Annotated in this window: 20 protein-coding genes and 1 pseudogene; 10 read left to right on the top strand and 11 right to left on the bottom strand. The window is 73.7% G+C overall.

The genetic code is table 11. The annotated features are described in order from the left end of the window. Positions 1–323: 323 nt before the first annotated feature. Both I4Q55_RS30270 and pknB read right to left on the bottom strand, forming a co-directional pair. Positions 324–533: a hypothetical protein gene (locus I4Q55_RS30270; protein WP_003100783.1), complete on the bottom strand. Its 210-nt coding sequence runs from the start codon at positions 531–533 to the stop codon at positions 324–326. Beyond that, entirely contained in the window at positions 530–2,548 is a 2,019-nt protein-coding gene (gene pknB / locus I4Q55_RS30265; protein WP_206792422.1) for a Stk1 family PASTA domain-containing Ser/Thr kinase, read from the bottom strand. Before pknB ends, I4Q55_RS30270 begins: the two co-directional genes overlap by 4 nt. A gap of 103 nt (positions 2,549–2,651) precedes the next feature. Between pknB and I4Q55_RS30260 the strand changes: the two genes are divergently transcribed. Next, positions 2,652–3,020: an Rv2175c family DNA-binding protein gene (locus tag I4Q55_RS30260; protein ID WP_206792420.1), complete on the top strand. Its 369-nt coding sequence runs from the start codon at positions 2,652–2,654 to the stop codon at positions 3,018–3,020. Between the two features lie 429 nt (positions 3,021–3,449). On the opposite strand, the pseudogene I4Q55_RS51020 reads toward I4Q55_RS30260, so the two are convergent. Next, a pseudogene (locus tag I4Q55_RS51020) lies at positions 3,450–4,172 on the bottom strand (MFS transporter); the annotation flags it as partial. A gap of 22 nt (positions 4,173–4,194) precedes the next feature. Here I4Q55_RS51020 and I4Q55_RS30245 point away from each other — a divergent pair. Continuing rightward, positions 4,195–4,716, top strand: coding sequence for a CGNR zinc finger domain-containing protein (locus tag I4Q55_RS30245; RefSeq protein WP_206792467.1), 522 nt, complete (start codon positions 4,195–4,197; stop codon positions 4,714–4,716). 3 nt (positions 4,717–4,719) lie between these two features. Here I4Q55_RS30245 and I4Q55_RS30240 read toward each other — a convergent pair whose 3' ends face one another. From I4Q55_RS30240 to merB, 5 genes are all read right to left on the bottom strand, one after another. Beyond that, a complete protein-coding gene (locus I4Q55_RS30240) occupies positions 4,720–5,499 on the bottom strand; it encodes an LLM class F420-dependent oxidoreductase (protein WP_206792414.1) in 780 nt (259 codons plus the stop codon). Then, positions 5,496–6,422 carry a phytoene/squalene synthase family protein gene (locus tag I4Q55_RS30235; RefSeq protein ID WP_206792412.1) on the bottom strand — a complete coding sequence of 309 codons (927 nt, stop codon included), beginning with the start codon at positions 6,420–6,422 and terminating at the stop codon, positions 5,496–5,498. Before I4Q55_RS30235 ends, I4Q55_RS30240 begins: the two co-directional genes overlap by 4 nt. Next, positions 6,419–7,891 (bottom strand): phytoene desaturase family protein, encoded by a 1,473-nt coding sequence (gene crtI / locus I4Q55_RS30230; protein WP_206792410.1) that lies wholly within the window; start codon positions 7,889–7,891, stop codon positions 6,419–6,421. The genes I4Q55_RS30235 and crtI overlap by 4 nt, the downstream gene beginning before the upstream one ends. 1 nt (position 7,892) lies before the next feature. Continuing rightward, positions 7,893–8,984 (bottom strand): polyprenyl synthetase family protein, encoded by a 1,092-nt coding sequence (locus tag I4Q55_RS30225; protein ID WP_206792408.1) that lies wholly within the window; start codon positions 8,982–8,984, stop codon positions 7,893–7,895. Positions 8,985–9,045: 61 nt separating this feature from the next. After that, complete coding sequence (gene merB, locus I4Q55_RS30220) at positions 9,046–9,735, bottom strand: organomercurial lyase (RefSeq protein WP_206792406.1); 690 nt, start codon at positions 9,733–9,735, stop codon at positions 9,046–9,048. A 49-nt stretch (positions 9,736–9,784) separates the two neighbouring features. Between merB and I4Q55_RS30215 the strand changes: the two genes are divergently transcribed. From I4Q55_RS30215 to I4Q55_RS30205, 3 genes are all read left to right on the top strand, one after another. Beyond that, complete coding sequence (locus I4Q55_RS30215) at positions 9,785–10,669, top strand: methylenetetrahydrofolate reductase (RefSeq protein ID WP_206792404.1); 885 nt, start codon at positions 9,785–9,787, stop codon at positions 10,667–10,669. Between the two features lie 42 nt (positions 10,670–10,711). Next, a complete protein-coding gene (locus I4Q55_RS30210; RefSeq protein WP_206792402.1) occupies positions 10,712–12,403 on the top strand; it encodes a DUF885 domain-containing protein in 1,692 nt (563 codons plus the stop codon). A gap of 358 nt (positions 12,404–12,761) precedes the next feature. Continuing rightward, entirely contained in the window at positions 12,762–13,619 is an 858-nt protein-coding gene (locus I4Q55_RS30205) for an EamA family transporter (RefSeq protein ID WP_242547007.1), read from the top strand. Between the two features lie 18 nt (positions 13,620–13,637). On the opposite strand, the gene I4Q55_RS30200 is transcribed toward I4Q55_RS30205, so the two are convergent. Both I4Q55_RS30200 and I4Q55_RS30195 read right to left on the bottom strand, forming a co-directional pair. After that, positions 13,638–14,210 carry a GNAT family N-acetyltransferase gene (locus I4Q55_RS30200; protein WP_206792398.1) on the bottom strand — a complete coding sequence of 191 codons (573 nt, stop codon included), beginning with the start codon at positions 14,208–14,210 and terminating at the stop codon, positions 13,638–13,640. Further along, on the bottom strand, positions 14,207–14,719 hold the full coding sequence (locus tag I4Q55_RS30195) for a YbaK/EbsC family protein (protein WP_206792396.1): 513 nt from the start codon (positions 14,717–14,719) through the stop codon (positions 14,207–14,209). The genes I4Q55_RS30200 and I4Q55_RS30195 overlap by 4 nt, the downstream gene beginning before the upstream one ends. Before the next feature lie 922 nt (positions 14,720–15,641). Between I4Q55_RS30195 and I4Q55_RS50670 the strand changes: the two genes are divergently transcribed. From I4Q55_RS50670 to I4Q55_RS30170, 5 genes are all read left to right on the top strand, one after another. Then, positions 15,642–16,055, top strand: coding sequence for an SAV_6107 family HEPN domain-containing protein (locus tag I4Q55_RS50670; RefSeq protein ID WP_206792465.1), 414 nt, complete (start codon positions 15,642–15,644; stop codon positions 16,053–16,055). Next, positions 16,045–16,812, top strand: coding sequence for a maleylpyruvate isomerase family mycothiol-dependent enzyme (locus I4Q55_RS30185; protein ID WP_206792394.1), 768 nt, complete (start codon positions 16,045–16,047; stop codon positions 16,810–16,812). The genes I4Q55_RS50670 and I4Q55_RS30185 overlap by 11 nt, the downstream gene beginning before the upstream one ends. A 58-nt stretch (positions 16,813–16,870) precedes the next feature. Next, the gene (locus I4Q55_RS30180; RefSeq protein WP_206792392.1) at positions 16,871–17,602 is read left to right on the top strand and encodes a VOC family protein; all 732 of its coding nucleotides are present in this window, start codon (positions 16,871–16,873) and stop codon (positions 17,600–17,602) included. 14 nt (positions 17,603–17,616) lie between these two features. Further along, the gene (locus tag I4Q55_RS30175) at positions 17,617–18,450 is read left to right on the top strand and encodes an alpha/beta fold hydrolase (protein ID WP_206792390.1); all 834 of its coding nucleotides are present in this window, start codon (positions 17,617–17,619) and stop codon (positions 18,448–18,450) included. A 74-nt stretch (positions 18,451–18,524) separates the two neighbouring features. Beyond that, a complete protein-coding gene (locus tag I4Q55_RS30170) occupies positions 18,525–19,586 on the top strand; it encodes a GNAT family N-acetyltransferase (RefSeq protein WP_206792464.1) in 1,062 nt (353 codons plus the stop codon). Positions 19,587–19,589: 3 nt separating this feature from the next. On the opposite strand, the gene def is transcribed toward I4Q55_RS30170, so the two are convergent. Then, positions 19,590–20,090 carry a peptide deformylase gene (gene def / locus I4Q55_RS30165; RefSeq protein WP_206792388.1) on the bottom strand — a complete coding sequence of 167 codons (501 nt, stop codon included), beginning with the start codon at positions 20,088–20,090 and terminating at the stop codon, positions 19,590–19,592. Positions 20,091–20,446 lie beyond the last annotated feature (356 nt).

Genomic DNA, 20,446 nt, shown 5'->3' with positions numbered 1-20,446 from the left:
GGGGGGCGCTTTCGGGCTGGAACCGGAGCTGCGGTCGGGTGGCCGGCCGCCGCCGAGTTGTGAGCGCCGGTGGGACTTCAGCCGACAGCTGCCGCCGCTCCAGGGGCCGCCGGTGATCGGAGGGGCATCACGCGTGATTGAGCGGGCATCAAGCGTGTTTGCGGGGGCATCGGCGTGATGCCCCCGCAAACACGGGTGATGCCCCTCCAGTCACAGGTGATGCCCCTCCAGGCACGCGTGATGCCCCTCGGTCGCGGCTGCCGGGTGGGGCCTGGTGGCCCGCCGCCGCGGGGTCGCCGAACGCCGGCCGGCCGGGGGCGCCGTCAGCGGCTCAGCGGTTGCCACCGTTCCACGTAAACCGTCCGCGGCGGCTCGAAGTCCACGACCAGCACCTGCGTGCCCGACGTGAACGTCTCCTCCGGGTCCGCCGGGTACGCGTAGAACGCCTCCGTGCCGCCCCGGACGTTCAGCAGCACCTCGCCGATGAGGCCGGGGCCGATCGTGCCCGTCACGCGGCCTCGGCTGCCGATCATCCCCCGAAGCCCTTCAGCTTGACCTTGGACCCCTTCGCCACGAACGTGCCCGGCTCCGGGTCCTGCTGGAACACGAAGTCGAACCCGCCGCCGTTGCCGCGGCCCCGGCCGCCGTCGCGGTCGGCCTTCAGGCCCGCCTGCTCCAGGAGCTTCTGGGCGTCCTCGAACGAGCGGAACCGGACGTCCGGCACCTGGACGGCGTTGTTCACGAACACGCCGATCCGCTTGGCCTTCGCCTGGGCGTTCGCCGGCGGGTCGGTGCGGGTGACCGCGCCGGCCGGGACGTCCTGCTTGAACTCCTCGCCCGCCTGGAACGGCTCGAACCCGGCCTCCTGCAGCAGCTGGAACGCCTCGTCCTTGGGCCGGCCCGTGACGTCCGGGACCGGCGGCAGCGGGATCGGCCCCTTCGACACGATGATCGTGACCTGGCCGCCGATCGTCAGCTGGCTGCCCGCCGACGGCGTCGTGCGGATGACCGCGCCCTGCGGGACCTCGGCGTCGAAGTCGTCGGCGCCGCGGACCGGTGTCAGCTGGGACGCCTTGATCGCCTGCTCGGCGTCGGGCAGCGCGGTGCCCGGGCGGATGTCCGGCACCACCGGGCGGCCCTTCGACAGCACCACCGACACCGTCGCGTTCGGCGACAGCGGCGTGCCCTCCGCCGGGTCGGCGCGCAGCACCGTGTTCGACGGCACCGTGTTGTCGAACTCCTGGCTGAACTGCGGGTTCAGCTTCACCGCCCGCAGCGCGTCACCCGCCGCGGCCTGGTTCAGCCCGACGAGCTTCGGTACCCGCGCGGTCTTGTCGCCGCCGGTGTCGGTGAGGATGAACGCGAACGCCCCGATCAGCCCGCCGAGCAGCAGCACCGCGGCCGCGATCACCAGGATGCGCTTGCGGTTGTCCTGCGGCGGCTTCTCCGGCTCCGGACGGCTGCGCCGCCGCGGCGGGGGCGGCGCCACGGGCGGCACCTGCGTGGTCGCCGGCCCGGCGGCGTGGCTCAGCGCCCGCGTCGCGTTCGGGCGGTGCACCGGCATCGTCTTCTCGGTGTCCGGCACCTGCGGGATGCGCGGCAGCGTGCGCTCGGTGTCGGCGAGGTCGCCCTGGCCGTGGGACACCGGGATCGGCACGGTCACCGGCAGCAGCCCCAGCTGCGCGCGCACCGCCGTCAGCTCGGTGAGGAACTCCCCGGCGTCGGCCGGGCGCAGCTGCGGGTCGCGCCGCGTCGCGCGGACGACGAGGTCGTCGAGCGCCGGCGGCAGGTCCGGGCGCAGCTCGCTCGGCCGCGGCACGTCGTCGTTCACGTGCCGGTAGGCCACCGAGATCGCCGTGTCGCCGGTGTAGGGCACCCGGCCGGTCAGCATTTCGTACAGCAGGATCCCGGCCGAGTAGACGTCGCCGCGCGAAGACGCCGCGCCGGTCTCGACCTGCTCGGGGGAGAGGTAGGCGACCGTGCCGAGGATGACGCTCGAACTCGTCGTGCCCGCGCTCGCCACGGCCCGTACCAGGCCGAAGTCCGCGACCTTCACCGCCCCGCCGGTGTGCTGCCCGACCCGGCCGATCAGGACGTTCTCCGGCTTCACGTCCCGGTGCACCAGCCCGGAGCGGTGCGCGGCGGCCAGCGCCGACAGCACCGGCTCGGCGACGCTCAGCGCCACCGCGACGTCCAGCGGTCCTTCGTCGTCCAGCAGGTCGCGCAGCGTCCCGCCGTCCACCAGCTCCATCACCAGGAAGGCCAGGCCCGACTCCGCACCCTGCGGCAGGTCGAAACCCTGGTCGTGCACCGCCACGACGTGCGGGTGGTGCAGCTGCGCCGCGGACTGCGCCTCCCGCACGAACCGGTCCACGAACGACCGGTCGTCGGCGAAGCGCGGGTCCATGATCTTGATCGCGACCGGACGGTCCAGCCGGGTGTCCGTCCCCCGATAGACGGAAGACATTCCGCCGTGGGCGAGCAGCCGGTCCACCCGGTAGCGCCGCTCCAAGAGCGTGCCGACCAGGCTGGGTTGGGTGCGTGTCACGAGTATGGATCGTACGGAACCGCGCACGCCTCGTGGAGGAGACCTCGCGGGTCACCCGTGCGCACTAGCGGGTGAGGGGACGAAATGTGGCACAGTGTCACCTGTGAGTGGGATTCCTGTCGCCGATGACATCCTCGACACCGCCATCGCGGTCCTTCCGTTGCCGGAGGTGGCGACCGCCCTGGGGACGTCGACCAACAAGGTCCGGCAGATGCTGCGCGACGGGCAGCTGATCGCGCTCAAGCGCGGCGGTGAACTGTGCGTGCCCAGCGACTTCTTCGTGAAGGACGGCGTGGTCAAGGGCCTCACCGGCACGATCACCGTGCTCGCCGACTCCGGGTTCAGCCGCACCGAGATGCTGCGGTGGCTGTTCACCGCCGACGACACGCTGCCCGGGAGCACGCCCATCAACGCCCTGCGGACCAGCCACGGCACCGAGGTCAAGCGGCGTGCCCAGGCGATGGCGTTCTGACTTGCAGCTCTTTCGGGGGTCCGGGTGGCGGAGCCCCCGGCCCGGGGCGAAGCCCCGGATGTCACTGCTGAAACAGGTCGCGACCAGCTGAACGCCCGCCGCGGCGAGCAGGCAGGCGGGGAGCGACCACGCGGCCAGCGGGCCGGCCAGTGCCGCTCCCGCCGCCAGTCCGGTGATCTTCACGCTCGCCGCCGTGGTGAACACCTGCGCCCGCACGTGCTCGGGTGCTTCACGGTGGCGGATCGCGAACAACGCCGTGAGCTGCGGACCTTCGGCGAACCCGGCCAGCACGGCCGCGACCACGACGGCGGCGCCGTGTCCGCTCGCGGCCAGCAGGCAGCTCGCCGCCAGGAGGACCGTGCTCAGCCGGACGATCCGGTCGGGCGTCCACGGCAGCGGCTTCTTCGCGAAGACGGCGTTGGCCAGCAGTGACGCCACCGCGAGGACGGCCAGCAGCAGCGCGCCGTCCGCCGGGCCGCGCAGGTGCGCCGCGCCGAGCAGTGGGTAACACACGGTGATCATGCCGATGCCGGCGCAGGAGATCGTCGAAGCGACGGTCGCCTGCCGCAGGGGCGCGTTGCGAACCAGCACCCGGAAGCCGTCCTTGAGGCGCGTCTTCCGCGGTTTCCGCTTCGGCAGGAACCACGCCACCGGGATGGCCGCGGCGACCAGGCCGACCGCGACGACCAGGCCGGCCGAACCGCCGAGCAGCCCGGCGAGCCCGGGCCCGGCGAGCGCGGCGGCGGTGAACGTCATGGCGTCGAAGCGGCTCGCCCGCGGCAGCTGCTCCGGTCCGGTGACCGCGGGCAGCTGCGCGGTCCAGCCGCCGGCGATGGCGGGGTTGAGCAGGCCGGACACGACCGCCACCGCGACGACGGCTTCGAGCGGCAGGTGCCCGAAGGTCGCGCTGACCAGGGCGATCCCGCCCGCGTAACCGCCGAGGGCGACGGCGAGCAGCCGTCCCGGGGTCGCGGAGCGGTCCAGCAGGGCGCCGAACACCGGCCCGCCCACCGCGGCGGCCGCGGTCAGCCCGGCGAGCAGCGCCGCGCCGGCGTGCGGGCCGGCGGTCATCCCGAGCAGCAGGAGCGCGGGCGCGGACAGTTCGTCGCCGGTCCGGGCGAGCGTCGCGCCACCCAAGTAACGCCTTAGCATGGGCAAGACGTTACACTGCGGCATGGCCTTTCCCCACCGGGATTCCGTGCAGCGCGCGGTGGACCTGCTGATCGTGCTGCTGGCGCCGGCCCCCGGCCCGGCCGCGGTGGCGCGGGTGTTGCGCGATCACGGAGAACCCGAGCACTCGCTGTCCCAGGAAGACGTCGCGGAACTCCGCGCGGCGGCCCTGCGGCTGCGTGAGGTCTTCGCGGCGCGCGACGTCGTTTCGGCGGCTTCGGTGCTCAACGCGTTGTTCGCGGAGTACGCGGGCTCACCACGCCTGACGGACCACGAAGACGGCTACGGCTGGCACCTGCACACGGACGCGGCCGACGACGGCCCGTGGGGAGCGTGGCTGGTGACGTCGTCGGCGCTGGGGCTTGCGTCACTGCTCGCGGAACGCCAGGACGTCCCGGGCGGCCTGTGCGCGTCGCCGTCGTGCGGCAGGCCGTTCGCCCACACGGGCGGCGGCAGCCCACGGAGGTATTGCTCGCCCCGGTGCGCGACACGCGAGCGCGTCGCCGCGCACCGGGCGCGGGGGTGAAGCTCAGCCGTTCGTCTTGTCGCGCCAGGCGATCCAGGACTTCAGCGTGTCGAGGTCGTAGTCCGGGCCGCCCACGCCGACCGTGAAGGTCGTGACGCCCAGCTCCAGGAGCTTCGGGCCCAGCTCGTCCGGCGCGCCCTCGACGCCGCACGACCGCTCGATCTCGGCCGGGTCGCGGCCGACGTCCGCGCAGTGCTGGTCGAGGATCTTGACCTTGCGCGCGACGACATCCGGGTCGCCGAAGCCGTGCCAGATGTCGCCGTGCTTGGCCACGAGACGCAACGTCTTCTTCTCGCCGCCGCCCCCGATGAGGACCGGGATCTTGCGGGTCGGGGCCGGGTTCAGCTTGCCCAGCCGCGACTCGATGCGGGGGAGCGCCTCCGCGAGGTCGTCGAGGCGGCCGCCGGCCGTGCCGAACTCGTAGCCGTACTCCTCGTAGTCCTTCTCGAACCAGCCGGAGCCGATGCCGAGGATGAGCCGCCCGCCGGAGATGTGGTCGACCGTGCGGGCCATGTCGGCCAGCAGCTCGGGGTTGCGGTAGCTGTTGCACGTCACGAGCGCGCCGATCTCCACCCGGGACGTCGACTCCGCCCAGGCGCCGAGCATCGTCCAGCACTCGAAGTGCAGGCCGTCGGGGTCGCCGTACAGCGGGTAGAAGTGGTCCCAGTTGAAAATGATGTCGGCGCCGAGGTCTTCGGCCGCCGACGCGGTGCGCCGGATGCTGTCGTAGTCGGCGTGCTGCGGCTGGAGCTGCAGGCCGATCCGGATGCGTCGTTCGGTCATGATCGCAGCCTACGACCGCCGCGGAACGTCTCGCTCGCCCACATCGTGGCCAAGGGGGGTAGTGCGACTACCAGCCTCCGCGCCTTCGGCACCACCGCGCGGCGGGTCAGGATGTCGTAGTCCATCGCCACGATCTCGTCGAGGATGCCCTCGTACAACGTCAACGCCGTCCGCACGCACGGCCGCGATTCCGGACGCAGCAACGCCACCCCGGCTTCGGCCCGCCGGTACACCGCCCGCGTCCGCGCGACGAAGTACGCCAGTGCCGCCCGGATCCGCGGGCCGGGCCGCCTGGCTTCGAGCATCGAGCGCGAAACACCGAAGGCGGCGAGTTCCGCGGTGGGCAGGTAAAGCCGCCCGCGATCGAGGTCCTCGCCGACGTCGCGCAGGAAGTTCGTCAGCTGGAACGCCTCGCCCAGCGCGATCGCGCCCGGCTCGGCGTCCGCAAGAGGGCCGACCGTGCCGAACACCGGCAGCATCTGCAGCCCGATCACCGCTGCCGAGCCGTACATGTACTCGCCCAGCTCGGCGAACGTCCGGTACTCGACCGGCGCGAGGTCCATCCGCATCGACTTCAGGAACGCGTCGAACAGCTCCCGCGCGAGGCCGTAGCGCCGCACGGTGTCGGCCAGGGCCACGAGCACCGGGTCGTCCGGGGTCCCGCCGTCGAAAACGACGTCGACCATGGCGCCGACCCGATCGAGCGAAACACCGGGGTCGCTGCCCGGTGCCGGGTTGTCGACCAGCTCGTCCGCCATCCGCGCGAACCCGTACAGCGTGTGCGCGGCGGGCCGGGCCCGGGCCGGCAGCAGCCGCGTCGCGAGGAAGAACGTGCGTCCGTAGTGGGCGTTGATGCGGCGGCACTCGGTGTACGCGGCCCGCAGGTCCGGCGCCAGGATGCCCGCCGCGTCCAGTTCGTTCACCGGCCGGTGATCCTTTCCGCCGCCAGCCGGCCGGAGATGAGCACCGGCGGGATGCCGACGCCGGGGGTGGTGCCGCAGCCGGCCAGCACGACGTTGCCCGCCGCGCGGACCAGGTTCGCCGGCCGGAACGGGCCTGTCTGGGTGAACGTGTGCGCCAGCGAGAACGGCGTCCCGGCCGCGAGCCCGCGGGCCGCCCAGTCCGCCGGGGTGATCATCTCGTCGACGGTGAACTCGCCGCCGAACCCGGTCAGCCCGCGGGCCTCCAGCGTGCGAAGCAGCTCTTCGCGGTACGGCCCGCGGATGCGGTCCCAGTCGAGGGGGCCGCGACGCAGGTTCGGCGCGGGCGCGAGCACCGAGACGATCTCGCCGCCGCGCCCGGCCAGCCCCGGGTCGGTCGCCGTCGGCCGGGTGACCAGCAGCGACGGGTCGCTCATGAGCTTGCCCTCGCGGATGATCTCGGCGAACGTCCGCTCCCAGGCGCCGCCGAAGAAGATCGTGTGGTGGCCGAGGTCCCACGCCTTCGCGGTACGCCCGTGCAGCACCACGGCCGACGGCGAGTAGCGCAGCGGCAGCGGGCGCCTCGGCCGCGCGCCGAGCAGCCGGTAGGCGGTGCTCAGCTCGGTGGCCAGCACGACGGCGTCGCAGGCGATCCGCTCGCCCGTGCGCGTCCGGACCGCGCGCACCCGCGACGACACCCGCTCGAGCCACGCGGCTTCGGTGCCGAAGCGCACGTCCGCGCCCGCCCGCGCGGCGGCGCCGGTCATCGCCCGGCCGATCTCGCCCATCCCGCCTTCGGGGTAGTAGACGCCGCCGACGGTGTCCATGTAGGCGATGACGCCGTACGCGCCGATCGCGCTCGCCGGGTCGAGGCCGGCGTACAGCGCCTGGAAGGTGAACAGCCGCCGGACGCGCTCGTCGAGCAGGTAGCGGCCGACGCGCGGGCCGAGCCGCCCGAAGCCACCCAACGCCGCGAGGCGAGCCAGCTCGGGACGCGCGAGGTCGAGCGGCGAGTCGAAGTTCGCGGCGAGGAAGCGGTCCTTCTGCACGGCGTACAGGTCGGTCAGCCAGCGCCGCAGCGCGCGGTAGCCCGCCGCCTCGCGGGCGCCGGCGAAGGCGCGGATTTCGGCCTCCATCGCGTCGCCGTCCGTGTGCAGGGAGAGGGCGCTGCCGTCGGCGAAGCGGGCCCGGTACGCCGGGTCGAGCCGGGTCAGGCGCAGGTTCTTGGCCAGGGGCTCGCCGACCGCGGCGAACGCCTCTTCGAGCAGCTCCGGCATGGTGAGCACGCTCGCGCCGGTGTCCACGGCGTTGCCGTCGAAGTTCTGCTGCCCGGCCCGGCCGCCCGGGACGTCCGCCTGGTCCAGCAGGGTGACCCGGCGTCCGGCGCCGAGCAGGTGCAGGGTCGCCGAAAGCCCGGCCAGGCCGGCGCCGATGACGACGACGTGGTCGGCCGGCGCGTCGATCGTGCGCACGTCAGTACGTCCGCTGGGTGGCCTTGACGACCAGCCCGGTCAGTGCGTCGGGCGCCGGCTCGGCCAGGTGCGCGCGGTCCAGCGCGGCCATCGCCGCGGTCGTCAGCTCGTCGATCCGCCGCTCGACCGCGTCGACGGCGCCGACCTGCTGCAACGCCATCCGGACGGTCTCGACGCCCTCGTCGGAGAGGTCCGCGTCGCCGATCGCGTCCGCGATCACGGTGGCCGCGGCCCGCTCGCCCTTTTCCGCCGCGAGCTGCAGGCCGAGCGCGACGAGCAGGGTGCGCTTGCCCTCGCGCAGGTCGTCGCCGGCGGGCTTGCCGGTGACCGACGGGTCGCCGAACACGCCGAGCAGGTCGTCGCGCAGCTGGAAGGCCACGCCGACCTCGCCGCCGAACTCCAGCAGCGTGGCGATCAGCTCCGGGCCCGCCCCGGCGAGCGCGGCGCCCAGGTGCAGCGGGCGCTGCACGGTGTAGGCCGCGGTCTTGAGCCGGTCGATCTTGAGCGCGGCCTCGACGGAGGCGTCCCCGGTGGCCTGCGTGCGGACGTCGAGGTACTGCCCGGCGAGCACCTCGGTGCGCATCGCGCGCCAGGCCGGGCGGGCCGCGGACAGGGTCCCGGCGGGCAGGGGGGCGTCGGCGAACATGTCGTCGGCCCAGGCCAGCGCCAGGTCGCCGACCAGCACCGCGGTGGCCAGGCCGAACGTCGCGGGGGAGCCGAGCCAGCCGCGGTCGGCGTGCAGCTTCGCGCTCGCGATGTGCACCGTCGGGAAGCCGCGGCGGGAGTCGGACGAGTCGATGAGGTCGTCGTGGATCAGCGCGCACGCCTGGATCAGCTCCAGGCTGGACACCGCCTGCAGCACACCCTCGGCGTCGGGGCCGTCCGGGTCGCCGCCCGCACCGCGCCAGCCCCACCAGGCGAACGTGGGGCGCAAGCGTTTGCCACCGTTCAGCACGAAGCCGCGTAGCGCGTCGATCCCGGCGGCCACGGTCGGCTCGGTCTCGAGGATCGCGGTGCCCGCCCGATCGAGGAACCCGGTCAGCGCGCGCTCGACGTGGGCGGGCAGGTCACGGTCGGCGGCGAGCGCGTTCATGCCCGTAATACTCGCCGAACGCGCGGGCGCGCGGCCCGGCGGGGCTCTCGGATGTGGTGAATCAGACTCCCGCCGCGGGAGCCCAGAACGGACCGGTGAGGCCGGCTTCGGCGAAGTAGGCGACCGCGTCGTGCGGCTCACGCCGCCGGTAGCCGCGCTCCAGCCGGCCCGCGTACCAGCCGCGGGCGAGCCGCCAGAGCGTGACCAGGTCGAGCACGGACCCCTTGGGCTGCCCGGTTTCCGCCAGCCAGGCGTCCACACAGGACTCGCAACAGAAGAGGCGCTGGTTCGCGCACGTGTGCAGCACGTCGTCCCACATCCGCGCGGCGGGCACCAGGAAGTGCGCCACCTGGATGCCCTCGGGCGGCACGGTCCGGTTCACGACCAGCGCGTGCGGCTGCCCGCAGCCGGGGCAGCGGGTCGCGACGAGCACCTCCGGCTCGGCGTCGACCAGGTGGGGGATGGCGAAGGAGTCCCACGCGCAGCCGCCCCACCACAGCGTGTGCGCGCCCATCACGGAGAAGCCGAGCGACTTCGCGGCGAAGGGGTGGGCCAGGACGACGTGCTCGCACTCGTCGAGCACCAGGTGGTGGGCGTCGGCGAGCCGGTGCAGGGCCTGTTTCGCGACGGCCAGCGACCCACCCGCGGCGTCGGCCAGCTCGGGCCCGGTCGGCGCGCGGCCGTGGCGGGCGAAGGCGCGGTAGACCGCGAGGCGCACGTCCTCGTCCCAGCTCGCGTCGTCATCCCTCATCGCTCACTCCTGTATCGAGTCTAGGGCGGGGGCCCTTAACATTCGAGGTATGACGTCGGTGATCGAGCGGTTGCGAGGAGACGGGCCGAAGTTCTCCATCGAGTTCTTCCCACCCCGGGACACGGCGGACGAGGCCGTCCTCTGGAAGGCGATCCGGGAGCTCGAGCCGTACGACCCGGCCTACATGTCGATCACCTACGGGGCCGGCGGCTCCAGCCGCGACGGCACGGTCCGCAGCATCGCCCGCGTCGCGACCGAGACGACGCTGGTGCCGATGGCGCACCTGACCGCGGTCAACCACTCCGTCGCCGAGCTGCGGAACGTGATCGGCTGGTACGCCTCGGTCGGCGTCCGCAACATCCTCGCGCTGCGCGGCGACCCGCCGGGCGACGTCTACGGCGAGTGGATCCCGCACCCCGAGGGCCTCACCTACGCCGAAGAGCTGGTGCAGCTGGTCCGTGAGCTGGGCGACTTCTGCGTCGGCGTCTCGGCGTACACCTACGGCCACCCGCGCTCGGCCGACCTGGAGTCGGACACGAAGTACCTGGTCCGCAAGCTGCGCGCGGGTGCGGACTTCGCGATCGCGCAGCTGTTCCACGACCCCGAGGACTTCCTGCGGCTGCGCGACCGGGTCGCCGCGACCGGCTGCGACGTCCCGGTGCTGCCGGGCGTCATGCCGCTGACGACGATGCGGACCCTGCAGACGACGATCAAGCTGTCCGGCGCGCCGGCGCCCGGCAAGCTCCTGGACCGGCTCGAACCGCTGGCCGACGACCCGAAGGCGTTCCGCGCGGCGGGCATCGACGTGACAACCGAGCTGTGCGAGAAGCTGATCGCCGAGGGCGTGCCGAACCTGCACTTCTACACGTTCAACCGCTCGAAGGCGACGCGCGAGGTGATCGCCCGGCTGGGCCTCGTCCCGGCCCGTGCTTAAGTACGTACCGCGCGGTACGCATGGCCCGGTACCGTGCGGCCCATGGCTTCTACTGCTTCCGAAGGCGTGCACGAGATCTGTGACCGCTACGTCGACGACTACGTGGCCGCGGACCCGGTCGCGGCGACCGTGCACGGCATCAACGGCCACGACCACCGGCTGACCGACTACTCGGCGGACGGGTTCGCCGAGCGGGCCGGGCTGGCCTCGCGCGCGCACGCCGCCGTCACCGCCGCCGAGCCGCGGGACGCCGCCGAACGCGCGGCGAAGGCCGTGTTCACCGAGCGCATCGGCCTGGAGCTGGAGATCCACGAGGCCGGCCTGGACGTGGCGGGCCTCAACGTCATCGCCAGCCCGGTCCAGGACCTGCGGATGGCGTTCGACCTGATGCCGCTGGAGACCGAACAGGACTGGTCGGTCGTCTCGGCCCGGATCGGCGAGGTCCCGCGCGCGCTGGCGAGCCTCCGCAGCGGCCTGCTTTCGGCGGCCGACGCGGGGCACGTCGCGGCGCTGCGGCAGGTCGCGAAGGTCGCGGAGCAGTGCGAGACGTGGGCGGGCCTGAAGGAGGAGACGGGCTTCTTCACCGAGCTCGTCGGCGGCGCGGCACCGGATGCCCTGGAGACGCTGAAGGCCGACCTCGAACGCGGCGCACGGGCCGCCGAAGAGGCGTTCGCGGAGTTCGCCGGGTTCCTGCGCGCCGAGCTGGCGCCGAAGGCCCCGGTCAAGGACGCCGTCGGCGAGGACGTCTACCGCCTGTGGTCCCGGTACTTCGTCGGCGCCACCCTCGACCTGCGGGAGGCCTACGAGTGGGGCTGGGCGGAGTTCGCCCGCATCGAGGCCGAGATGCGCGCGGTGGCGAACCGCGTCAAGCAGGGCGCGACCCCGGCGGAGGCCGCGGCGGCGCTGGACGCCGACCCGCGGTACCGCGTCCGGGGGCGCGCGGAGTTCGAGGCCTGGATGCAGCGCCTGTCCGACGACGCCCTGGAGTCGTTGCGCGGCAAGCACTTCGACATTTCCGACCGGGTGATGGCCCTGGAGTGCAAGATCGCCCCGCCGGGTGGCGGGGTGGGCGCGTACTACACGGGCCCGAGCGAGGACTTCGCCCGCCCGGGCCGCATGTGGTGGTCGCTGCCGGCGGGCCGCGACGAGTTCAGCACCTGGCGCGAGACGAGCACGGTGTACCACGAGGGAGCGCCGGGCCACCACCTCCAGATCGCGACGGCGGTGGACCAGTCGGGCGGGCTGAACAAGTACCAGCGGCTGATGGCGTTCACGTCGGGCCACGCGGAGGGCTGGGCCCTGTACGCGGAGCGCCTGATGGAGGAACTGGGCTACCTGTCCGACGACGGCGACCTCCTGGGCATGCTGTCGGAGCAGCTGTTCCGCGCGGCCCGCGTGGTGGTGGACCTGGGCATGCACCTGGAGCTGGAGATTCCGGCGGGCACGGGCTTCCACGAGGGCTCCCGCTGGACGCCGGAGCTGGGCCTGGAGTTCATGCTGACCCGCACGATCACGGACCAGGCCCACATCCGCGACGAGATCGACCGGTACCTCGGCTGGCCGGGCCAGGCCCCGGCGTACAAGATCGGCGAGCGCCTCTGGCTGGCGGCCCGCGCGGAGGCCCGGACCCGCGCCGGGGCGTCGTGGGACATCAAGCGGTTCCACACGGAGGCCCTGAAGATGGGCGGGATGGGGCTGGACACGCTGCGGGAGCAGCTGTCCCACCTGGACTGAGGTGCCTGAGGGGTGGCTGCCCGGCCACCCCTCGGGACGGCTCCGGCCACGCCGGATGCCCGGCTCGCAGCGTCGCCGCGTAGTCCTCGAAGTAGCGGCGCTGCCGCTCCAGCAGCCCGACACCCGGGGATCCGCCCTCAAGATGATCTCGCAGGTGGCGCACCGGAAACCCGATCGCGTCCCCGCGGTGCCTCCACTAGGTTGACCTCGTGCGCCGAATTCTCTTCGTCACCCCACCGCCTCGCGCCTGAGCGGGGTGGTCCCTCGCCGCGTGGCCGTGCCGGCCCGCGGCTGATTCGTCTTGCGCGCCGCCCCGCGTCGTCGAACTCCCTTTTCCTTCGACGCAGGAGCGTTTCCTTTGGTGTCTCTACCCACGCGCGCCCGTTCTTCGGCCGCGCTCGTCCTCGCCGGTGTCCTCTGGGGGACCGGCGGTCTCGCCGGCTCGCTGCTCGGCGGTCTCGCCGGGCTCCACCCGCTCGCCGTCGCCGACTACCGGCTGCTCGTCGGCGGTGCCGTCGCGATCGCCTTCTCGAAAGGCTTCCCGCGCACGGCCGAAGCGGCGAAGCGCATTCTCGCCGTCGGCGGTCTCTTCGCGCTCTTCCAGGCGAGCTACTTCGCCGCCGTCGCGCTCAGCTCGGTCAGCGTCGCCACCATGACCACGATCGGCGCCGCCCCCGTCGTCGTCACCCTCGTGTCGGTGCGGAAACTCCGTCGCTGGACGCTGGTCTCCGTGGCCGGCACCCTCGCCGGCCTGGTGCTGCTCCAGTGGTCACCGGGCGAAGCGTTCTCGTTCGGAGGACTCGGCTTCGCGCTGCTCGCGGCGGCCGGCTTCGCGACCCTGACCCTGGTCACCGCGAAGCCCGTCGAAGGCCTGGACCCGCTGTCGACGACGGCGTTCGGCTGCCTCACCGGCGGGCTGCTGTTGCTCCCGGTGGCGAGCTGGTCCGGCATGGCGATCCCGCTGCACGTCGACGTCCTCGCGCTCGTCTGCTACCTCGGCGCCGTCCCGACCGCGCTCGCCTACGCCGCGTACCTGCGCGGCCTGGCCGACGCGCACCCGGTGCTCGGCTCGCTGTCGGCGGTCCTGGAACCGCTGACGGCCGCGGTGCTGTCGGCGGCGCTGCTCGGTGAACGGCTGAGCGGCACGGCGTGGTGCGGCGCCGCCGTGCTGGTCGCGGCGCTGGCCGTCGGCTACTGGCGGCCGGAACCGCGGTGACGCGCGCTGCCCCTCGGCTCAGCGCGGGTCGAGGGGCAGCGCCCGCCCCAGGATCGCGAACGGCCGCGGGTCGCCGGCGAAGTGGTAGTCGCGCAGGACGTCGACGAACCCGGTGCGGCGGTAGAGCTTCCACGCGCGGCTGGTGCCCTCGGGCGTCGACAGCAGCACGTTCGCGCTCGGGACGCCTTCGAGGAGGCTGCGCAGCAGGTCCTCGCCGATCTGGTGGCCCTGGTTCTCCGGCCGGACGTGGATCTCGGTCAGCTCGAAGTAGTCCGCCAGCCAGCGGTCGGCCTCGGCGGCCCCGGACCGGCGGCTGAGGCCGTGGCGCACCTGCTCGTGCCACCACTGCCCGGCCCGGCCCCGGTAGCCGTAGGCGACGCCGAGCAGGACGTCGTCGGCGTCGAGGGCGGCCATGCAGCGCCAGCCCTCGCGCAGCGCGTGGGTGAGCCACATCGGCGCGCGCTGCTCGGCGGTGCCCGCCGGGTACCGCATCGCCCGGACGTAGATGTCGAGCGCTTCGGGCAGGCGGGCGCGGAACTCGTCCGCGGAGAGCTGGACGTAGCGGGAGCAGCCGGCGGGCATCGCGGTCACGGCTGTCCATCCTCCTCCGCGCCGCCGAGCGCGCCGGGGGTGCCCCCGGTCAAGGCGACCAGCCCGGCGAACGTCGTCGGGTAGACGGTCTTCGGGTGCCCGGCGGCGGCCCAGACGACGGCGTGTTCGCGCAGCGCGGTGTCGACGAGCGTCGGCAGCGGCGACGGGTGCCCGGTGGGCGCGACGCCGCCGATCGGCTGCCCGGTGTGCGTCCGGACGAAATCGGCGTCGGCCTTGCCGATTTCGCCGCCGGCCAGCCGCTCGAGGGTGGCCGGATCGGCGCGGTGGGCGCCCGAGGTGAGGGCGAGGAGCGCTTTTTTGTCGGACCCCAGGCGGAAGATGAGGCTGTTGGCGATGGCCCCGACGGGCACGCCGAGTGCCTCGGCCGCCTGGGCGGCGGTCCGGACCTCGGCGGGCAGGACACGGATGCCTTCGGCGGCGGCGTGCTGCCCGGCTTCGGCCAGCGCGGCCGCCACCTTGGCGACGGCGGGGTGCTCCAGCGAACTCATGAACCTATGAGATCACGCCGCCGACCTGGTGTCCCGCACCACGCCCTCCGGGGTTGAGCGCGCACCGGTTCGGGGGTTACTCTGGAAAACGTTCGAACAAGCGTTCGACATCTGGTGAGCGCGCACCGGTCGGGTGCCCGGTACCGGGACGGGGAAGCGTCTCGGCACCGGGCCCTTGATCGGGCTCACCCCGCGCAGGAGGAGGGTCGCCATGTCCGTCAAGGTCGTGTCCCCCACGGATCCCGGGCAGCCGGAGCTGCCCATGTCGCTGCGCCCGCAGCCGGCCCAGGCGGTCACCACACCCCGCGGACGTTCCCGCCAGTGCCTGTCGGCCCCGGCAGCGGACCCGCGGCAGCCACAGCTGCCGATCGCCCTGTGCCCCTCGGCGGCCGAGCTGCACCGCCCGTCTTCGGCGGCGGCTTCGGTGGCTTCGGCGGCTTTGGTGGCGGCGGAGCCCGCGCAGTCCGAGCTGCCGCTGCCGGAGATCCCGGAGCAGACCCGGCCCCTCCCGCACCCCAAGCCACCAGCGACGATTCAGGCTGGCTCCGGCCGACCCGCCGGCGTGGATTCCGGGCAGCTCGAGCTGCCGTCAGCGGAGCAGCCGCAGCGGCCCGCCGACCCGCCGCCGACGGCCGGCGCGTCCGAGCTGCCGGTCCCGGAGCAGCCGCGGTCGGTCGAGGTGCCGGCTCCGGCCGCCACCGATGCCGGTCGGCCCGAGCTGCCCGCCCTCGGGGATTCGGCGCAAGCCGGGCCGACGGCTGCCGAGGTGGGATCCGGCGTGCCAGTCGCTCCGGCTGCCGGCTCTGACGGGTCCCAGCCGCCGGTCCCGGTGCCGGAGCCCGCGCGGCCGGCCGCCGCCGAGCTGCCCGTGTCCCTGCGCCCGCCCGCCGCCGGGGCTGAGGCCGACCAGTCGGCGCTGCCCATGTCGCTGCGCCCACCCGCTTCGCCCGCCGCCGCCGGGCTGCTTGCCCAAGCACGGCGGGGGCTTGCCGAGGCCGCGCGGGAAAGCCGGCCCGCCGAACGCTTCATCGGCGCCTACCTCGCCGCCCTGCGGGGTGCCGCCGCCGTGCTGGCCGCGCGGGGGCGGCCGCACCGGGGGCGGGCCCGGCCGGCCAGCACCTGGGTGCTGCTCGACTCCGTGGCCCCCGAGCTGCGGGAATGGTCCGCCTTCTTCGCCAGCAACTCGGCCACGCGCGCCGCCGCGCAGGCCGGGATCACCGGGAAAGTCACCGCCGAGTCCGCCGATGGGCTGGTCGGGGCCGCCACGCCGTTCCTGGAACTCGTCCGCCGTCTGGTGCACGGCCTGCCGATCACCGGGGAAGCCCATGTCGCGTGAGCACGGCCCGGTCGACCAGGGGCGGTTGCTCACGGCGTTGGGAATCGAAGGCAGGCTGCTGGCCGAGGCGGTGCACGCGGCCCCGACCGAAGCGCCGGTGCCCGCCTGCCCCGGCTGGTCGATCGCCGAGGTCGCCCGGCACGTCGGCAGCCTCTACCGGCTGGTCCGGCGCCGGCTGACCGACGGCCGGAGCCCCGACGACTGGCCGCGCGACCCCGAACCCGGCCAGAGCCTGCGGTCCTTCCTGGAGACGGGCCTGTCCGAGCTGCTCGACGAGCTGGCCGCGCACGACCCGGAGGAACACGCCGACACCTGGTGGCCCGCGGACCGGACGTACGGGTTCTGGCGGCGCCGGATGCTGCACGAAACGGTCGTCCACCGGGTCGACGTCGAACAGGCCGCGGGCGCCGACCCGCGCGGCGTGCCCGAAGACGTCGCCATCGACGGCATCGACGAGGTGCTCACCCTCTGGTTCGGGCAGAAGCTGCCGATGCTCGGCCTGACCGGCACGAAAGCGGGCTCGGTCGGTGTCCGGGCCGGCGCGCACAGCTGGATCGCGCGGGCCGGCCCCGACACCACGGAGGCCTGGCGCTGTTCGGCCGAGGAGGCCGAGGCCGCGGACGACGTCGTCACGGCCAGGCCCGCGCAGATCTACCTGTGGCTCTGGGGCCGGGCGTCCCTGACCGCGGTGACCGTGCGCGGCGTGCACGACCAGGCGGCCCAGCTGTGGGCGTTGCTGCGGCTCGCGACCCGATGATCCGGCCGGTGGGGAAGCCGAACCGGAACTGTCGGAGGTGGCGGTTAGCCTGCGGCGCATGACCACGCGCCTGGAGAACCTGGTGATCGACGCGGCGCGGCCGGAAGCCTTGGCGGGCTTCTGGGCCGCGCTGCTCGGCTGGCACGTCGCCGTCGAGGAGTCCGGCGAGGTCGACGTGCGCGCCCCGGAGAGCGACGGCTGGGACCTCGACCTGGTCTTCGTGCCGGTCCCCGAACCCAAGGAGGTCAAGAACCGCATCCACCTCGACCTGGCGAGCACCACTCCCGCCCACCAGGCCGCGCTGGTGGCGCGCGCCCTGGAGCTGGGCGGCCGCCGCGTCGACCTCGGGCAGGGCGCGGTGCCGTGGGTCGTGCTGGCGGACCCGGAAGGCAACGAGTTCTGCGTCCTCGAGCCCCGCGAGCGGTACGCGGACACCGGCGCGGTGGCGTCGATCCTGGTCGACGCGCGCGACCCGGAGCTCCTGGCGGGCTTCTGGGCGCGGCTCACCGGCTGGCCGGTCCAAGCCCGCGAAGGCGACGTCCTGGTGGGACTGCGCGCGCCGTCCGGCCGGGGGCCGTGGCTGGAGTTCCTGCGCAACGACGACGTCAAGCGGGTCAAGAACCGCGTCCACCTCGATGTCGCGCCCCCGGCGGGCGAGGACCAGGCCGCGGCGGTGACGGAGGTCGTCGCGGCCGGTGCGGCGCCGGCCGACCCGGTCGGGCCCGCGCTGCCGTGGCGTGTGCTGGTCGATCCAGAGGGCAACGAGTTCTGCGTACTGACCCCACGCTGACCTAGCGTGTGATCATGGAGATCTTCGACTGGCAGGGGCGCCGCATCGCCTGGGAACGCGCCGGATCGGGACCCGCGGTGGTGTTCTGCCACGGCACGCCGTGGTCGTCGTGGCTCTGGCGGCCGTTCGCCGAAGCGCTGAGCGGCGACTTCACCGTGTACCTCTGGGACATGCCCGGCTACGGCCGTTCGTCGAAGGACCCGGAACACCCGGTCGATTTCGGCGTCCAGGCCGAGGCGTTCCGCGCCCTGCTCGCGCACTGGGAGCTCGACCGGCCGCACGTCGTCGCCCACGACTACGGCGGCGCCGTCTCGCTGCGCGCCCACCTGGTCCACGGCGTGCCGTACGCGTCGCTGCTGATGGCCGACGTCGTCGCCATCCCGCCGTCGGGCTCGCCGTTCTTCCGGCTGGTCAAGGAGCACCCCGACGTCCTCGCCCGGGTGCCGCCGTACATCCACGAGGCGCTGGTCCGCGCCTACATCGGCAACGCGAGCTTCCGGCAGCTGCGCGAGGCCGACCTGGCCGAGCTCGTGGCGCCGTGGCTCGGGCCGGAAGGCCAGCCGGCGTTCTACCGCCAGATCGCCGCCTACGACGAGCGGTACCTGGCCGAGAACGAGGCGTGGCTCGACCGGATCGACCTGCCGGTGCGCGTCCTGTGGGGTACCGAGGACACGTGGATCCCGCAGGCCACCGGCGAGCGGCTCGCGGCAGGCATCCGCGGCGCGACGTTCGCCCCGGTCGCGGGCGCGGGGCACCTCCTCCAGCTGGACGCCCCGGTCGCGCTGGCGACCGAGCTGCGGTCCTGGCTGAGTGTTTCGGCGGCGTTGCCGGGGCGCGACGAACGCTGACCTGAGCGAAACACCGGCGTCCTGGAGCGGCAACAACCGCGGGGGACCGTGGGGGCATGGAGACCTCCAGAGCGTTGCCCCAGCCGAGCCGGACGGCCGCCGCCGAGGAGCCGGCCGCGCCGTCGGCGTGGCGGGTGCGGATCCGGATGCACGACCACCCGGGCACCCTCGCCCGCATCGCCATCCGGCTCGCCGATCTCGAGTGCAACATCCTCGGCCTGTCCGTGCTGCCGGTCCCCGGCGGCGTGCTCGACGAGATCGTGCTGCGTCCGGCGACCGGCCTGCCCCGGCGGCACCTGGTCGACGCCATCCGCGCCGAAGGCTGCGAATGCACCGCGATCATCGACGCCGACGTCCACGAGCTGGTCGACCCGTCGGCGTCGACGCTGCTCGCGGCCCGCCGCGCCGTCGACGACCCGAGCCGTCTCGCCGAAGTGCTGAAGGACGTCCTCGCCGCGGACGTCGTCACGCTCGTTCCCGCCGCCGAGGCGAACCCGGGGCGCACGGAGAGCGGGCACCGGGCGGTGTTCGCGCTGGCCGACGGCAGCGCGCTGGTGGCGCGCCGCCAGTGGGCGCCGTTCGTGCAGCTGGAGCTGACCCGCGCGGAAGCGCTGGTGACGCTGCTCGCGGCGGCGGCCCGGAACGCGGCAGGCCCGGTGGTCCTCGACCGCCCGGACGGCGCGGCGATCGTCCTGCGCAAGGGCGTCCCCGGCGACGCCGACGCGGTGGCCGACCTGCACCGCCGCTGTTCGATGGCGACGCTGTTCCGCCGGTACCACACGGGAGTGCGGACGGTGCCGCGCCGCCGCCTCCACCGGCTGCTGGTGCCCCCGCGCGGCACGAGCGTCCTCGCCGTCTTCGGCCGCGAGGTCATCGGCCTGGCCCAGCTCATCCCGATGATCACGGGCGGCGCCGAGATTTCCCTGCTGGTGGAGGACGACTGGCAGCGCCAGGGAATCGGCACGGCCCTGCTGGCGCGGCTCGCGGTGCTGGCGGAGGCCCAGGGCATCACGGAGCTGTCGGCGGACTGCTTGGAGGGCGACGACATCCTGCCCCGCACGGCGGCCCGAGCCGGCCTCCGCACGGAACGCGGCATCGACGACGGTGCCCGGCTCCGGCTGTTCCTGCCGGCTTGAGCGTCAGCGCTTCCAGAACCAGTCTTTGTCGCGAGCTTCCCGCAGGGCGGACTTCTTGCGCTCGGCGGTGAGCCGGTCGAGGTAGAGAACGCCGTCGAGGTGGTCGGTTTCGTGCTGCAGACACTGGGCCAGCACGTCTTCGCCTTCGACCTCGACCGGCTCGTTGTGGACGTCGACGCCGCGGACCTTCGCGTGCTTGGCGCGCTTGGTGGGGAACCACAGCTCCGGAACCGACAGGCAGCCTTCGCCGATCTCGTGCGTTTCTTCGGACAGTTCGACGATTTCGGGGTTGACGACGTACCCGGTCAGCCCGGCGACGTCATAGCTGAAGACGCGAAGCCCGACGCCGATCTGCGGCGCGGCCAGCCCGGCCCGCCCGGCGGGCTTGACGGAGTCGAGCAGGTCCCGCACGAGCGCCTCGAGCTTCTCGTCGAACACGGTGACCGGATCGCAGACGGACTTGAGGATCGGGTCCCCGAAATAGCGCAGTTCGCGCATCGCCATGAGCAGAACATCCTTCGTGCGTGTCGGACTGGCAGCTTAGGGCAGCCCGGAAAGCGGTCGCGCGGGAATCACCAACCCGGCTTGGCGAGGCGGAGACCACGCGGTGGCGAACCGGCCGGCGGGGTGTGGTGAGCGGCGGGGTTGAGACGCGGGTCGTGGTGTGGCCGGCTGGTTGTGTCGGTGGGGCGTGCTGCGGGCGGGGCGGCGAACCGCCCGGGCGCGGTGTGGCGGGCTGAGGTGAGCGGCGGGGTTGAAGCGCGGGTCGCGGTGTGGCCGGCTGAGGTGAGCGGCGGGGTTGCGACTCGGGTCGCGGTGCGGGGGGCGGGGTTGGCGAACTGCCCGGGCCGGCTCGTGGC

This window comes from Amycolatopsis sp. MtRt-6 (assembly GCF_017308975.1).
Lineage (GTDB): Bacteria > Actinomycetota > Actinomycetes > Mycobacteriales > Pseudonocardiaceae > Amycolatopsis.
This window is presented reverse-complemented; position numbering and strand designations above follow the sequence as displayed.